A 16,345-nucleotide genomic window follows, 5' to 3' on the forward strand; every position below is an offset into this window, starting at 1 on the left:
TGTGATCCCAATCGCCCTACAGACACTCCGAAACGATCAGTTCAATGGCCATTTTTTTATGATGCAGCGACCTCTTATTGCTGCATTTGAACAAGTTCGTTCTCGGGGAAGTATCCAAATGCGTGTGCAATTTCTCACCGTCGTACCATTCGTTCTTTCGGTCGGCTTCGTGCAGGCACAAACCTTGCCAGAAGCCATGCGGAAGGCCATGCAGGAACATCCCGAGGTTCAGGCAGGCGTCAACGCTCGTATCGCGCAGGACTACGCAGTTCGTGCGGCCAAGGGTGGTTACCTGCCGCGTGTCGACGTGACAGCGGGCTACGGAAGGGCAGGTTCGGATACGCCGTCGACGCGTGCGGAAAGTGGCAACAACGACTGGAAGACAATGAACCGCGGCGAGTCTGCCATACGGCTTCGCCAAATGCTCTTTGACGGTTTCGCCACAACTAACGAAGTTGGGCGTCAACAAGCCACCGCCAATTCTCGGGCGTACTCATTGTTGAATACTTCCGAGCGTACTGCCTTGACAGTTGCGCAGGTCTATATCGATGTTCTTACACAGCGCGAGATGGTTCGCCTGGCCGAAGAAAATCTGAAAAGTCATGAACGTATCTACGACCAGATCAAGTTGCGCACCAGCCGTGGTGTCGGACGAATGGCAGATATGGATCAGGCCGACGCCCGTCTGGCGCAGGCGCAAAACAACCTGATCACCGAACAGACCAACCTGGCCGACGCCCAGACCAACTACTTGAGCGCTGTGGGTATCGTGCCGGATCAGCTGGAAAAACCAGCACCCTTCGCGCTGATGCCGGTTGATTTGCAAGAAGCGCGTCGTCAAATGCTCGACAACAGCCCGGTACTGCGTTCGGCTGAAGCGGACATCGCCGCTGCCGAGAAACAGTACGACGCTGCCAAGTCGACCTTCTCACCACGCTTCGATCTGGACCTGGGCCGCAATGCCGACAATAACGTCGGTGGCGACGAAGGTCACAACAATGGCTGGGAGGCGATGGTGCGCATGCAGTTCAACCTGTATGCCGGTGGCAGCAACAAGGCCGACCTGAGTTCCAAGTCGTATCTGGCCTCGCAGGCGCTGGACATCCGCAACAACGCGCTGCGCCAGTTGAACGAAGAGCTGGGCCTGGCCTGGAACGCCTACAACAACGCTTCGGCTCAAGTGCCGATCGCTCAACAGTACGTTGATCGAGCGACCAGCGTCCGTACGTCGTATCAGCAGCAATTCAGCCTCGGAGAGCGTACCCTGCTCGACCTTCTCGACAGCGAGAACGAGTTGTTCACCGCGCAGCAGCGCCTTGTGCAACTGCAGAGTCTGAAAACGTACACCCAATATCGCATTCAAGCCGACATCGGCACCTTGCTGAAAAGTCAGGGCGTCGTGGCTCCGCTGGCATCGGTTGTGCAGAACGATATAAAACCGACAGTAAAACTGCCGGGCATGAACTGATTCTTGACGCGCTTGCGTCAGGAGCCAGCTTCTTTTAATTGCTAAAGCTAAAGAGAGTGTCAGCGTGGATTTGGAATTACCTTCGGCTCAACTAGGTCATGATCCGCGCAGCCAGCATGATGATCCGTTGCTGGACGGTTTGCTGACACTCTGTGCCCTGCATCACAAACCAGCGAGCCGGGCGATGTTGAGCACCGGCCTGCCGTTGCCCGACCAGCGACTGAGCCCGGATCTGCTACCTCGCGCCGCAGCCCGCGCCGGTTTGCAGGGACGTCTGCTGGTGCGCAAGCTGGAACAGATTCCGGCCATTGCGCTGCCGGCGATGCTGCTATTAAAGGAAGGCCGTTGTGCTGTCCTGCTGGGCTGGGAAAATGACGTTGCTCGTCTGCTGATCAGCGAAAGCGATGGCGGTGAAGTACGAGTGGAGCGCGAGGCGCTGGCTCAGGACTACAGCGGCAAGGTGTTTTTCGCCCAACCGCAACATAAGTTCGACGTGACCAAAGGCTCGCTCATTCCCCGAGCGCGCTCCTGGTTCAAGGACACCCTCAAGCTGTCGCGCTGGCTGTATGCCGACGCGATTGCTGCAAGTCTGGTGATCAACCTGATCGCCCTGGCGGCCCCTCTGTTTGTGATGAACGTCTACGACCGCGTGGTGCCGAACCAGGCGACCGCGACGTTGTGGGTACTGGCGGCCGGCATCTGCGGCGCCTACCTGTTCGATCTTCTGCTTAAAGGCCTGCGCAGCTTGTGCCTGGACCTGGCCGGTAAGAAGACCGACCTGATCATTTCCGCCACGCTGTTCGAGCGCATCGTCGGCATGGCAATGAAGTTTCGTCCGGCGCGCGTCGGCAGCTATGCCCAGAACATCCATGAATTTCAGGGCATGCGCGACTTTTTGACGTCGTTGACGCTCACCAGCCTGATCGACCTGCCGTTCACCCTGATCATCCTGTTGGTGATCGCGCTGCTGGGCGGGCATCTGGTGTGGATTCCGATTGTCGCCTTCCCGCTGGCGCTGGGCATCGGTCATCTGTTGCAAAAGCCGCTGACTGCAACGCTTGAGCGCACCATGGCGCTCGGCGCAGAACGTCAGTCGAGCCTGATCGAAACCCTCGCCGGGCTGGATGCGGTCAAGGTCAACAACGCCGAGAGCGAGCGTCAATATCACTGGGAACAGACGATCGGCACCCTCAGCCGTCTGGAACTGCGAGTCAAGATTCTGTCTGGCCTTGCGATGAACATCACTTTGCTTATCCAGCAACTGGCTGGCGTGGCGATGATCTGCTTTGGCGTGTACATGATCATCGACGGCAACCTCAGCATGGGCGGGCTGGTGGCCTGTTACATGCTCAGCGGTCGCGCGCTGGGCCCGTTGGCGCAGTTGTCGGGCCTGTTGACTCGCTACCAGCAGGCCAAAGTGACCATGGTTTCGGTCGACCAGATGATGGAACTGCCGCAAGAGCGCAACTTTGACGAGCGCCCCCTCAGCCGTCAGGTCCTGCAAGGCGCAATGGAATTCCGCAACGTCGATTTCACCTACCCGAACCAGCAGAATCTGGCTCTGAAGCACATCAATCTGGTGGTTCGTCCGGGCGAGAAGATCGGGATCATCGGCCGTAGTGGTTCGGGCAAAAGCTCGCTGGCCAAGCTGCTGGTCGGGCTGTATCAGCCGGATGACGGTTCGCTGCTGGTGGACGGCGTGGACATCCGCCAGATCGACGTCAGCGAACTGCGCCACAACATCGGTTATGTGCCGCAAGACATTCAGTTGTTGGCGGGTACTCTGCGCGACAACCTGGTGTCCGGCGCGCGCTATGTCGACGACGAAATGGTGCTGCAAGCTGCCGAACTGGCAGGCGTGCACGAGTTTGCCCGTCTGCATCCGCAAGGCTACGAACTGCAAGTGGGCGAGCGGGGGCAGAACCTCTCCGGCGGTCAGCGTCAGAACGTTGCGCTGGCTCGGGCACTGCTGCTCAACCCTCCGATTCTGCTGCTGGACGAACCGACCAGCGCTATGGACAACACCGGCGAAGAACGCTTGAAACAGCGCCTGCAAGCCGTTATCGAGAAAAAAACCGTGATTCTTGTGACACACCGGGCATCACTGCTCTCGCTGGTCGATCGCCTGCTGGTGATCGACCGTGGCCAGATTCTCGCCGACGGCCCGAAAGCCGCCGTGATGGAAGCGTTGAAGAAGGGGCAGATCAGTGTTGCTTAAATCGGGTCCAAATTCCGGCGGTGGTCTGTTCGGCTATTTCAAGGGTTCGCCCAGCCTCGACGGGCAGCCAATGCCTGAAGTGGAAAAGGCATTGGTCGACGACGCGCCACGTATCGTGCGCCTGACCATCTGGGCGGTCATCGCGTTTTTCACTTTTCTGGTGCTGTGGGCCAACTTCGCGGTAATCGACGAAGTGACCAAGGGCGAAGGCAAGGCAATTCCTTCGACCAAGATCCAGAAGATCCAGAACCTGGAAGGCGGGATCGTCGCCGAGATTTACGCCCATGACGGCCAGATCGTCGACGCCGGCGCGCCCTTGATTCGTCTGGACGACACTCGCTTTGCCTCCAACGTCGGGGAAACCGAAGCCGATCGCGTGGCCATGGAATTGCGCGTGGAGCGCCTGAGTGCAGAGGTCGATGACCGCCCCTTGAACATCAGCGCCGATGCTCGCAAGACCGCCGCCAGCCAGGCTGCCAACGAAGAGTCGCTGTACAAGAGCCGCCGTCAGCAGTTGGCCGATGAGGTGGGTGGTCTGCAACAGCAACTGATTCAGCGTCAGCAGGAGTTGCGCGAGTTCGGCTCCAAGCAAGAGCAGTACCGCAACAGCCTGGGTCTGCTACGTCAGGAAATCGGTATGTCCGAGCCACTGGTTGCGCAGGGCGCGGTTTCACCTGTGGATATCTTGCGGCTGAAGCGTTCCGAAGTTGAAACCCGCGGTCAACTGGATGGCACCACTCTGGCGATTCCCCGTGCACAGGCTGCGATTGCCGAGGTTCAACGCAAGATCGATGAGACGCGCGGCAAATTCCGCAGCGACGCGCTGACACAGTTGAACGAGGCGCGCACCAATCTTTCCAAGGCGCAATCCACCGCCAAGGGTCTGGAAGACCGGGTCAACCGCACCATGGTGACTTCGCCCGTGCGCGGGATCGTCAAGCAGATGCTGGTCAACACCGTGGGCGGCGTTATCCAGCCGGGCAGCGATATTGCTGAAGTCGTGCCGCTGGACGATACCCTGCTGGTCGAAGCGCGCATTCGCCCGCAGGACATTGCGTTCCTGCACCCGGGCCAGGAAGCGATGATCAAGTTCACCGCCTATGACTACACCATTTACGGTGGCCTCAAGGGCAAGCTGGAACAGATCGGTGCCGACACCGTTCAGGACGAGGACAAGAAGAACACCTACTACGTGATCAAGTTGCGCACCGACCGCAGCCACCTGGGCACCGATGAGCATCCACTGCTGATCATCCCCGGCATGGTCGCCTCGGTGGACATCATCACCGGCAAGAAAAGCATCCTCAGCTATCTGCTCAAGCCTGTTCTGAAGGCTCGCGCCGAGGCCCTGCACGAGCGTTGATCCTGCGGCACTGGGCTCGACGCGGTGCTACCTCCTTGATGCAAACCCTGTGGGAGGGAGCTTGCTCGCGAAAGCGTCAGTCCAGACACATTCATGTCGACTGATTCACCGCTTTCGCGAGCAAGCTCCCTCCCACGGGCTTCGCCCTGTGGGAGGGAGCTTGCTCGCGAAAGCGTCAGTCCAGACACATTCATGTCGACTGATTCACCGCTTTCGCGAGCAAGCTCCCTCCCACGGGCTTCGCCCAGAATCAAAAGCAGGCCGAATTCTCCCGCCAGAAGTCATGCCTCGGCCCCGTCCTCAGCTATCTGCTCAAGCCTGTTCTGAAGGCTCGCGCCGAGGCCCTGCACGAGCGTTGATCCTGCGGCGCTGGTGCCAACTGCTTGATGCAACCCCTGTGGGAGGGAGCTTGCTCGCGAAAGCGTCAGTCCAGACACATTCATGTCGACTGATTCACCGCTTTCGCGAGCAAGCTCCCTCCCACGGGCTTCGCCCAGAATCAAAAGCAGTCCGAGTTGTCCCTCCAGAGTCATGCCTCAGCCCCGTCCTCAGCTATCTGCTCAAGCCTGTCCTGAAGGCTCGCGCCGAGGCCCTGCACGAGCGTTGATCCTGCGGCACTGGGCTCGCCGCAGTGCCAACTGCTTGATGCAAACCCTGTGGGAGGGAGCTTGCTCGCGAAAGCGTCAGTCCAGGCACATTCATGTCGATTGATTCACCGCGTTCGCGAGCAAGCTCCCTCCCACGGGCTTCGCCCAGAATCAAAAGCAGTCCGAGTTGTCCCTCCAGAGTCATGCCTCAGCCCCGTCCTCAGCTATCTGCTCAAGCCNCAAGCTCCCTCCCACGGGCTTCGCCCAGAATCAAAAGCAGTCCGAGTTGTCCCTCCAGAGTCATGCCTCAGCCCCGTCCTCAGCTATCTGCTCAAGCCAGTCCTGAAGGCTCGCGCCGAGGCGTTGCACGAGCGTTGATCCTGCGGCACTGGGCTCGACGCGGCGCTACCTCCTTGATGCAAACCCTGTGGGAGGGAGCTTGCTCGCGAAAGCGTCAGTCCAGACATATTGATGTCGACTGATTCACCGCTTTCGCGAGCAAGCTCCCTCCCACGGGCTTCGCCCAGAATCAAAAGCAGTCCGAGTTGTCCCTCCAGAGTCATGCNGTGGGAGGGAGCTTGCTCGCGAAAGCGTCAGTCCAGACATATTGATGTCGACTGATTCACCGCTTTCGCGAGCAAGCTCCCTCCCACGGGCTTCGCCCAGAATCAAAAGCAGTCCGAGTTGTCCCTCCAGAGTCATGCATCAGCCCCGTCCTCAGCTATCTGCTCAAGCCTGTGCTGATGGCTCGGTCCGAGGCGTTGCACGAGCGTTGATCCTGCGGCACTGGGCTCGACGCGGCGCTACCTCCTTTGATGCAAACCCTGTGGGAGGGAGCTTGCTCGCGAAAGCGTCAGTCCAGGCACATCCATGTCGACTGACTCACCGCTTCGCGAGCAAGCTCCCTCCCACGGGCTTTGCCCAGAATCAAAAGCAGGCCGAATTCTCCCGCCAGAATCACCGCTTAGGCCTAGCCCCACCACAGCCCCATCACGTCTGTCGATCATCCTCTCGGATAGTAGCCTTGTGACATATTTCGGTCGTAATTTATTGGGTCATTGCCCTAAAGATCCCGGGCAATCCAGCGATACGGATAGCTGAAGCTGTCGTCCACACGGCCATTAACCACAAGAGCTACTGGTCATTTTTTGAAAATGATTCTTCCTGCATATAAAGGAAATCGTCGTGACGTTGAACCTACGCCGCAAGGTCATTCTCCTTGCCATCATCCCGAGCCTGTTGCTCGCTGCGGTGATCAGCTGCATCACCTGGGTGGTACTGCAGAAGCTGGCTGCCGAGGAGGTCGAACAGACCCGCGCGCTGTTGCTCGAAGAGCGCAAGCTGTCGCTGAAGAACTACCAGCAGATCGGCGAAGCAGCGATCAAGCCGATCTACGATGCATCGGCACCCGGCGACATGGAAGCTCGCGACCGCGCACTTAAAGTCCTCAAGAGCCTGCAATACGACAAGGCCAGTTACTTCTTCGGCTACAACTCGCAGTACGTGCGGGTGTTCTGGGCCGACAAGGATCTGGACATCGGTAAGAACTTTTCCGACGCCAAGGACGCCAACGGCGTTTACGTGATTCGCGGCCTGGTGGACAAAGCCAAAGACGGCACCCATTTCTTCCGTTACGACTGGACCACGCCGGGCAGCGACAAGCCGATTCCGAAACTCGGCTACACCAACTACTTGCAGAAGTGGGACCTGGCGTTCGGCACCCAGGCCAATCTGGACGATATCGATCAACAGGTCGCAGCCATCGCCGCATCCACGCAGAGCCGCATTGGCTCTTCGGCGGCGCTGATCGTGGCCATCGTCGCCGTCTTATTGATCATCGTTGCGCTGATCGGCGTGTTCATGGGCAACGGGTTGGTCAAGCCGGTGCTGGTGATCAAACAGAATCTGGACGACATCGCGGCGGGAGACGGCGACCTGACGCGGCGTCTGCCGGAGACCAGCAACGACGAATTGGGCGCGCTGGCCAAGTCGTTCAACCAGTTCGTCGAGAAGATTCACGGGCTGGTGCGGCAGATCGCGGAAATGACCGGCCAGCTCAATGGCCTGGTCAGCGACATGTCTTCACAGGCGCAGCGTTCGGAAGAGGCCATGGGGCGCCAGCGTCAGGAAACCGATCAGGTCGCGACCGCCATTCACGAAATGTCTTCGGCGGCCCACCAGGTTTCCATCAGTGCGCAAGGCGCCTCACAGGCCGCGCGCAAGACCAGCGACGTGGGGCTGGATGCAAAAACCGTGGTGAATAAAAGCATCGACAGCATTCATGCGCTGATCGGAGAAATCGGAGACAGTAGCTCGTCGCTGGATAACCTGCGTCAGGATGTGCAGTCCATCGCGACCGTGGTCGATGTGATTCGCTCAGTGGCTGAACAGACCAACCTCCTGGCGCTCAACGCTGCCATTGAAGCGGCGCGGGCAGGGGATGCGGGTCGTGGTTTTGCAGTGGTGGCCGACGAGGTTCGTGCATTGGCCAGCCGCACCCAGCAAAGCACCCAGGAAATCCACGAGATGATTACCTCGCTGCAACGCGGAGCGCAGGAAGCCACGGTGGCAATGAGTCGATCCAGCGACACCGGCAAGACCACAGGCGAACTGGCCAACGAGGCGGGGACTTCGCTGGATGCCATCGGGCAGTTGATCGAAACCATCAACGACATGAACGCGCAGATCGCCAGCGCATCGGAAGAACAGACTGCCGTCGCCGAAGAGATCAGTCGCAGCATGACCCAGATCGCTCAGGCCGTTGACACCGTGGCCGACGATGCCCAGGGCGGCGCACTCACTGCGCGCAGCCTGACGGATCTGGGGGATCGGTTGGGTGGATTGGTGAAACAGTTCAGGATTTGAAGTAACCCGGCATTTCTGGGTTGAACGTACATCCCCAGTGGGAGGGAGCAAGCTCCCTCCCACATTTACAAAGGCGAATGCAGCAGGCTTACCGACCGCGCTTGCTGTCGATCCCGACCAACCGGCCGCCTTCGAAACGCAGGTACTGGTACATCCCGTTGTTCGGGCCATAGACCCATTCCTGGACCTGCACCTGATCGACCTGGCGGAAATGGTTAACTGTCTCTTTGTAGCCGATGATGTCCTGGCTGATCGGCTGGCCGCATTTCTGCTGCACCTCACCCATGCGGTCGCCAACACTGATCAACTGACTGCCACATCGCAATGAGTCGGACTGTGCCATACCGCTCAACGCTGTCAGACCGAGAATGAACATGGCCTTGGGTAAAAAGCTCTTCAAATTTATTACTCGCTATCCAGATGCAGGGGGCTGATGACGCGACCGTCTTTCTCCGGCTGACCGAGACTTGCGTCAACGAAGTAGACTCTATCATCGGATAATTGCCCCTTGTCCACCAGATAGTCCTTGATGCTGCCCGCGCGGGCCTGACCCAATTGACGCAACAGCAGGGCACTGGAACTCCAGGATTTGAGCACCGCGTCGCGCATCTTGTTCTGCCGTTCTTCCTTGCCCAGATCGACCCATTCAGCCGGTGGCTGACCTTTGAGGCGCGTGCGGTAGATGCCTTCGAGCATTGGCGGCTTCTCATTGTCCGGCACTTTCAAGTCGCTGGCCTGCGCAGGCACTTTGTCGCCACGGCGCTGGAGGATCTTGTAGTACGTGCTCTGGTACTCGCGCTCCAGACGTTGCTGGGCAATCAGCGGACCGTCGCTGGCTTCCGCGCTGGTGCCTTCAATTTCAAGGCGCAGGGCAGGGCGTTCTTTCAACGCCGCGGCCAGTTTATCCAGCGAACCCTGAGCTTCGCCGCTCAACTCATCCGAACCCGGCGCGAACGCCACCGTGCCCAGATCTTCCGAGCCGCCGCCACTGACCAGCCCGGCAATGAACTTGAACGGCGCCGCAGCGGCTTTCACGACGAGATTGCGCAGTGTTTGCCAGACGATCGGCATGACGCTGAATTGCGGGTTGTTCAGGTCGCCGGTCACCGGCAGCTCGATGGAAATCTTGCCGTCGACGTCTTTCAACAGCGCCACAGCCAACTTCAATGGCAGGTTCACGGCGTCAGGGCTGTCGACTTTCTCACCCAGTTGCAGCTGCTCGACCACCACCTTGTTCTCGGCCTTGAGCTGGCCTTTGGTGATCAGATAATGCAGGTCCAGATTCAACCGGCCCTTGCGAATCCGGTAACCGGCGAATTTGCCCGAGTAAGGCGTCAGCGTCGTCAGTTCCACGCGCTTGAAGCTGGTGGCGATGTCCAGACTGGCCAGCGGGTTGAAGGGGTTGAGCGCGCCTTTGATGGTGACCGGAGCATAGCGGTCGACCTTGCCCTTGATGTCCACCGGCGCCGGTTTGTCCTGGCGATTGTCCAGGGTGCCGATCTTACCGTTGAGCTGTTGAACGGCCGTGGCGAAGTTGGGCGTGAGGCTAAAGTCGGCGAAGTTGGCCGAACCGTTATTGATATTCACCTCGCCGATGTGAATGCCCATCGGTTTTTCATTCGAGGCAGGCTTGGCCGGGGAGGCTGGCTTTGAAGCTCCTTTGGCCGGGGCCGGGCTGCCGTCGGCTGGCTGTGGAATCAGTAGGTCGTCGATGTTGGTGGTGCGGTCATCGGCGATCACGAAACGGGCGTAGGGCTGCTCGAGGTTGACCGAAGCAATGCTCAGGCTGTCGCCGAGCTGGAAGTTCACGCCGTCGACGTTCAAGCGCTGCCACTTCACGAAGTCTCGTGATTTGAGTGTGTCCAGCGTATGCAGTTGATCGACCTGCGCCTTGCCGGTGATGCCCAACGCCAGCGGCTCGGTGCTCTTGAGATCGACCGCCAGATCGGTATTGAGCATGCCGCTGCGCACTTCAAGGCGAATGAACGGCGTGACATAGGACTGAGCCACTCGCAAATCGATGTCCCGCGTGGTGACATTGAGTTTGGCGCGCACTGGGGCGAGGTTGACCTCACCTTCGGCGGTGATCTTGCCCTGTTTACCCAGCCCGGTGTCGAGCTTCAGGTTGAAAGGCGACTGGTTGAGACTGTCGAAATTGGTCATGTCGAGGTTGAGCGGGCCGACTTCCAGCGCAACAGGCTCTTTGGGCACTTTGTCGGCCAGATGAATGCGGTAGTCGCGCAGTTGGGTGTCACGTAGCAGCACTTGCCAAGGTTTGCTTGGCGCGGCAGACGCGGCGGCGTCAGTCTCGGCGCCTGATGCTGTGGCCGGTTGCTGCTTTTCTTCCTGCGTGTTTTTCTCTTCGCTTTTTGACGGCTGGCTGGCGAACAGTTTCTGCCAATCGAGCTGCCCGTCCGACTCCCGCGCTGCCCAGGTTTCCAGGCCTTCGCTGCGGATTTTGCCCACGGTCACCAGTTGCTTGGCCAGATCGATCGATGTTTCGCTGACGTCGAGCTTTTTCAAACGCACCAGCGGCCGACCGTCCGGCGCGTCGATGGCGAACGGCGCGACACTCAGAGACGTGTTGTCCAGCAGCAACTCGGTGCCTTTGTCCAGGCTCAGCTTGTAATGAGTGTCGAGACTGAAGTTGCCGTCCTTCAAAACCAGCGGCAGCGCGTCACGCACGTACGGCCACCAGACCTTCATCTTGCCGTCGGTGACTTTCAGCGTACCTTCGGAGGTAATGGGCACCAGGCTGATACGGCCTACCCAGTCGATCTGCCCACCTGCCGGGCCGACCGCCACGAGGGTCATGTCGGCGTTGTCCTCGGGCAGAGTGCTGAGGTTCTTCAGCTCGAAATTGAGCGCGTTGTAGAGGAATTCGATGGGTTCGCTGGGGCGCAGATCCTGAAAATGCACGTAGCCGTCGGCGAGCTTGATCTCGCCGATTCGTAGTGGGAAGGGCTTGCTCGGTGGTTCGTCCGGTTTTGCAGGTTCGCTCGGCGGCAGCTTGAACAGCCCGGCCAGGTTCAGGGTGCCGTCCTTGGAAAACAGCAGCTCGGTCTTGGGTTTGTCCAGCTCCACAGCCTCGAGGTGCAGGGCTTTGGTCCAGAGACTGTCGATCTGCAGATTGGCGTACAGGCGCTCGAAACCGATCTGTTCCTTGCCCGGTGCGCCAATGCTCAGGCCCCACAACGTGACCTCAAGGCTGTAGGGGTTGAGCTCCAGACGGTCCAGTTTGGCCGGGACCGTGGCGTAGTTGGCCAGTTGTTGGTTGATCACCCGCAACGCAATGCCCGGCAGGATGAAGAATCCCAGCAAGCTGTAGATTGCGAAGACGGCCAGCAAGGCGCCAATGGCGCGTTTCAATCCTTTGGGCATGTAGGTCGCCAACTCTCTCGGTGTGAGGTGCCTTTGAGTATGGCACGTCAATCTGGTTCCGAAGCCGAGTCCTCGATCCTTGTGGGAAATTTCCCTGCTGCCCGCAAGTGATCAGAGTTGCAAGATCAAGGTCTTGAGCGGGGGCTGCTGGTCCAATGACGGAAAATCGGCGCCTGGCGTGAGCACTTGGCAGTCACGAACAGGGCGGCCGATCTTGCTTGCGCAACGCAGTACCTGGTCGCGCCAATCATCCATGCTGACCTTCGCCAGGTTGTTGCAACAGATCAGAACACCGTTTTCGGCAGTGGTCAGCAGGGCCGGTTTGAGCAGACTTTGATAGTCGCGCAACAGATCGACAGTGCCGAACGCGCTTTTCGCCCATGCGGGTGGGTCGAGCAGCACCAAGTCGAACAGGCGTTGTTCGAGGCGGGTGTAGGAAGGCAGTTTGTGGCCGCGACGAGAGGCGATCGGCAGGCCAGCGAGTTGGCGGATCGCTGGAAAGTAGTCGGACTGGATGAACTGCATTTCCGGCAATTGCGGGTTCAGCTCGCCGTTCTCCCGACCCACCGCAAGGTTCCCTTCTGCGAAATCCAGATTCCACACCTCGCGCGCGCCGCCTGCCGCGGCACTTAAGCCAACCCCGCAGGTGTAGGCGAACAGGTTGAGCACGCTCTTGCCTTTGGCGTGATCTTTCACCCAGCCGCGGGCGTTGCGCAGGTCAAGAAACAACAGCGGATCCTGCCCGGCATGGCGGCCGCGAACCCGATAATTCAACCCCCATTCGTGCCCCACCAGATCTACCAGCGCGGCGTCTTCTGCTTTATAGACGGCGTCGGTGCGATCGATTCGCGAGTTGCCCTGTGAGCGGTCGTTGTAGACCAGCATCAGATCAAGCCCCAGGCGCGCGTTGATGGCGGCGTGCAGGGCGAGCAGCGAGTCTCGATCCAGACCTGTGTGGAAGCTTTGCACCAGCAGTTGCGGGCCGTATCGGTCGATGGTCAGGCCGCTGGCGCCCTCTTGGCTGCCGTGAAACAGGCGATAGCAATCGGTGCCTTGGGCGTGCAGTTCGGCGAGCAGGGATTGACGGTTATCGAGGGCGACGCTGAGCGCCTGATTCAACGAAGACATGCGCGGCGCCTTGGAGCTGGAATAAGGCGCGCAAGTTTAGCAGTTTGGTCTTTGGCGGTGTTATGGCCTGTACCAGGTGCCTGGACACGATGGCTATTCCTGAACCAATCCTGAAGCCCTGAAGGATAGTCCTGGCGGGCCTGTAATGGCGGTTTACTCTCATAAATGCCGGGCGTATTCTTCGCCCGTTTTCAACCAAAGCGGAGACCCACAGTGGGTACTAGTTCGAGTGACAGACGTCAGCCGGGTTCGATGACCGGCCAATCCTCGGCAAGATAACGCGCAGTCATTTGGCTGCCGCTGTCTCGCCGAAAAATGCGAGAAGCGGCAGCGTTTTACTCCCGTAGCAGTCAGGCTTGCCAGCGGCGGCGTTCTTCGAGATCGCTCCCACCGGCAAGCCGGACTGCTGCAGAGGGAACCTCCCTGTCCCTTTCCTGATGTCACACCCGCGCGGCCTTTCGGTCGCGGGCCAGCCTTCGCGTGCCGATCCTTGTGGATGCGGCATGCGGTCGGTCGTACCTGCCTGGGCCTTTTTAGTCGTAATCCCTTCAGTCCAGGGGACACAGCCATGAAATTCATCCTTCTGAAAGAGTTCTTCGCAGGATTTCTGCGGACTCGTCATTTCGCCCGGCACTTCCGTCGGTTGGCAATGCTCGACAGCGTGACCGACGCCACCGTCAGCCGCGAAGTACCGCCAACGCTGGCGCAAACTCTGACCCGCGGCGCCAGCAGCGACGTGCCCGAGTTGCTCACGCGGCTGGACAGCCATCACGAAGGCCTGACCGAGACCGAAGCCCTGGCGCTTCGTGAGAAACATGGCCTCAACGAGGTCGAGCACGAACAACCGCTGCCGTGGTGGGTGCATCTGTGGCACTGCTACAAGAACCCCTTCAATCTGCTGCTGACCTTGCTGGCATTCATCTCCTGGCTCACCGAGGACATGAAAGCCGCCACCGTGATCTTCTCCATGGTGGTGCTCTCGACGCTGCTGCGATTCTGGCAGGAAACACGCTCCAATCAGGCGGCGGATGCGCTCAAGGCCATGGTCAGCAACACCGCTACCGTGATGCGCCGCGCAGAGGTGTCTGGCGACCAGCCCCAGGACACTGGCAAACAGCGTATCGAACTGCCGATCAAGCAACTGGTGCCGGGAGATCTGATCGTGCTCTCGGCCGGTGACATGATTCCCGCCGACTGCCGGGTGCTGAGTGCCAAGGACCTGTTCGTCAGCCAGGCCGCGATGACCGGCGAATCGATGCCGGTAGAAAAATTCGCCCGTCGTCAGGCGCTCGACACCGGCAACCCGCTGGATCTGGAAAACATCCTGTTCATGGGCACCAACGTGGTGTCGGGATCGGCTACCGGGGTGATTCTTGCGACCGGCAATAACACCTATTTCGGTGCCTTGGCCCAACGTGTCAGCGCCACCGATCGTGCGCCCACCTCATTCCAGGCCGGCGTCAACAAAGTCAGCTGGCTGCTGATCCGCTTCATGTTCGTCATGGCGCCGCTGGTGCTGTTCATCAATGGCTTCACCAAGGGCGACTGGATGGAGGCGCTGCTGTTCGCGCTGTCCATCGCGGTCGGGCTGACCCCGGAAATGCTGCCGATGATCGTCACCTCGACGCTGGCCAAGGGCGCGGTGTTTCTGTCGCGCAAGAAAGTCATCGTCAAACGCCTGGATGCCATCCAGAACTTCGGTGCCATGGACGTGCTGTGCACCGACAAGACCGGCACCCTGACTCAGGACAAGATTTTCCTCGCCCGGCATGTGGACGTCTGGGGCGATGAGTCCGATGACGTGCTGGAAATGGCCTACCTGAACAGCTACTACCAGACCGGCCTGAAGAACCTGCTGGACGTCGCGGTGCTGGAGCACGTGGAAATCCACCGCGAGCTGCGGGTCGGTACGGCTTTCAGCAAAGTCGATGAAGTGCCTTTCGACTTCAATCGGCGGCGTATGTCTGTGGTAGTGCAAGAGCAGGGGCAGCCGCATCTGCTGATCTGCAAAGGCGCGCTGGAAGAAGTGCTGGGCGTCTGCAAGCGTGTGCGCCACGGCGAAGCGGAGGAAGCACTGACCCCAGAGCTGCTGGAGCGCATTGTGCAGGTCACCGCTGAGTTCAACGATGAAGGATTGCGCGTGGTGGCGGTGGCTGCCCGGTCCATGATTGAGGGGCGTGACGCCTATGGCCTGGCAGACGAAAGCGACCTGACGCTGATCGGCTATGTGGCATTTCTAGACCCGCCCAAGGAAAGCACCGCGCCTGCGCTCAAGGCTCTGGCCGATCACGGCGTGGCAGTAAAAGTGCTGACCGGGGATAACGAACGCGTGACCGCGAAGATCTGCCGGGAAGTCGGGCTTGAGCGGCAAGGCTTGTTGCTGGGTGGCGATGTCGAGCGCATGAGTGACGCGGAACTTGCCGTGGCGGTGGAGACCACCAACGTTTTCGCCAAGCTGACGCCTTCCCACAAGGAGCGCATCGTGCGGCTGCTCAAAGCCAATGGGCACGTGGTCGGGTTCATGGGCGACGGCATCAACGACGCGCCGGCCCTGCGCACTGCCGACATCGGGATTTCCGTGGACAGTGCGGTGGATATTGCCAAGGAAGCAGCAGACATCATCCTGCTGGAAAAAAGCCTGATGGTGCTGGAGGAGGGCGTGCTGGAGGGGCGTCGGACTTTTGCCAACATGCTCAAGTACATCAAGATGACGGCCAGCTCCAACTTCGGCAACGTGTTCTCGGTACTGGTCGCCAGTGCGTTCATTCCGTTCCTGCCGATGCTGCCGATGCATCTGCTGGTGCAAAACCTGCTGTACGACGTTTCGCAGATCGCGATTCCGTTCGATAACGTCGACGAGGAACTGCTGAAGAAGCCTCAGCGCTGGCAGCCTGCGGACGTTGGGCGCTTCATGATGTTTTTCGGACCGATCAGCTCGATCTTCGACATCACCACCTTTGTAGTGATGTGGTACGTGTTCGGCGCCAGCACGCCAGAGCATCAAACGCTGTTTCAATCGGGCTGGTTCGTGGTGGGGCTGCTGACCCAGACGCTGATCGTGCACATGATCCGCACCCCGAAGATTCCGTTTCTGCAAAGCCGCGCGGCCATGCCGTTGATGGTGATGACCGGGGTGATCATGGCCGTAGGGATATTCCTGCCAATGGGGCCGCTGGCGCACTATTTCAAATTGCAGGCGCTGCCACCGCTGTACTTCGTCATCCTGCCGGTGATTCTGCTGGCGTATGTAGGGCTGACGCAGGCGGTGAAGGGGTTTTATGTGAGGAGGTTTGGTTGGCAGTGATGTTTTGGGCTGTTTGATCGTGCCCACGCAG

General features: G+C 59.5%; 8 protein-coding genes. 5 read left to right on the forward strand and 3 right to left on the reverse strand.

Features of this window, described 5'->3' with window-relative positions; genetic code table 11:
- Nucleotides 1-118: 118 nt before the first annotated feature.
- From BWR59_RS30435 to BWR59_RS30455, 4 genes are all read left to right on the forward strand, one after another.
- Nucleotides 119-1,468, forward strand: a complete 1,350-nt coding sequence (locus BWR59_RS30435) for a TolC family outer membrane protein (RefSeq protein ID WP_081569365.1) — start codon at nucleotides 119-121, stop codon at nucleotides 1,466-1,468.
- 64 nt (nucleotides 1,469-1,532) lie between these two features.
- The gene (locus tag BWR59_RS30440; RefSeq protein WP_081569366.1) at nucleotides 1,533-3,686 is read left to right on the forward strand and encodes a type I secretion system permease/ATPase; all 2,154 of its coding nucleotides are present in this window, start codon (nucleotides 1,533-1,535) and stop codon (nucleotides 3,684-3,686) included.
- On the forward strand, nucleotides 3,676-5,049 hold the full coding sequence (locus BWR59_RS30445; protein WP_081569367.1) for an HlyD family type I secretion periplasmic adaptor subunit: 1,374 nt from the start codon (nucleotides 3,676-3,678) through the stop codon (nucleotides 5,047-5,049). Before BWR59_RS30440 ends, BWR59_RS30445 begins: the two co-directional genes overlap by 11 nt.
- 1,772 nt (nucleotides 5,050-6,821) lie before the next feature.
- A complete protein-coding gene (locus BWR59_RS30455; protein ID WP_081569369.1) occupies nucleotides 6,822-8,501 on the forward strand; it encodes a methyl-accepting chemotaxis protein in 1,680 nt (559 codons plus the stop codon).
- Nucleotides 8,502-8,589: 88 nt separating this feature from the next.
- On the opposite strand, the gene BWR59_RS30460 is transcribed toward BWR59_RS30455, so the two are convergent.
- From BWR59_RS30460 to BWR59_RS30470, 3 genes are all read right to left on the reverse strand, one after another.
- Nucleotides 8,590-8,877: a DUF2845 domain-containing protein gene (locus BWR59_RS30460; protein WP_081569370.1), complete on the reverse strand. Its 288-nt coding sequence runs from the start codon at nucleotides 8,875-8,877 to the stop codon at nucleotides 8,590-8,592.
- A 29-nt stretch (nucleotides 8,878-8,906) separates the two neighbouring features.
- Complete coding sequence (locus BWR59_RS30465) at nucleotides 8,907-11,882, reverse strand: DUF748 domain-containing protein (protein ID WP_081569371.1); 2,976 nt, start codon at nucleotides 11,880-11,882, stop codon at nucleotides 8,907-8,909.
- Between the two features lie 111 nt (nucleotides 11,883-11,993).
- Nucleotides 11,994-13,010 (reverse strand): class I SAM-dependent methyltransferase, encoded by a 1,017-nt coding sequence (locus BWR59_RS30470; protein ID WP_081569372.1) that lies wholly within the window; start codon nucleotides 13,008-13,010, stop codon nucleotides 11,994-11,996.
- A gap of 568 nt (nucleotides 13,011-13,578) precedes the next feature.
- On the opposite strand from BWR59_RS30470, the gene mgtA reads away from it, so the two are divergent.
- Complete coding sequence (mgtA, locus tag BWR59_RS30475) at nucleotides 13,579-16,314, forward strand: magnesium-translocating P-type ATPase (RefSeq protein WP_081569373.1); 2,736 nt, start codon at nucleotides 13,579-13,581, stop codon at nucleotides 16,312-16,314.
- The last annotated feature ends 31 nt before the right edge of the window (nucleotides 16,315-16,345 follow it).

The organism is Pseudomonas sp. Bc-h (assembly GCF_002080045.1).
GTDB lineage: Bacteria > Pseudomonadota > Gammaproteobacteria > Pseudomonadales > Pseudomonadaceae > Aquipseudomonas.

What these genes read in the sequence shown, in the direction of transcription:
- BWR59_RS30435 (WP_081569365.1), top strand. Translation starts at nt 119, where the DNA reads ATGCGTGTGCAATTTCTCACCGTCGTACCATTCGTTCTTTCGGTCGGC.
- BWR59_RS30460 (WP_081569370.1), bottom strand. Translation starts at nt 8,877, where the DNA reads ATGTTCATTCTCGGTCTGACAGCGTTGAGCGGTATGGCACAGTCCGAC.
- BWR59_RS30465 (WP_081569371.1), bottom strand. Translation starts at nt 11,882, where the DNA reads ATGCCCAAAGGATTGAAACGCGCCATTGGCGCCTTGCTGGCCGTCTTC.
- BWR59_RS30470 (WP_081569372.1), bottom strand. Translation starts at nt 13,010, where the DNA reads ATGTCTTCGTTGAATCAGGCGCTCAGCGTCGCCCTCGATAACCGTCAA.
- mgtA (WP_081569373.1), top strand. Translation starts at nt 13,579, where the DNA reads ATGAAATTCATCCTTCTGAAAGAGTTCTTCGCAGGATTTCTGCGGACT.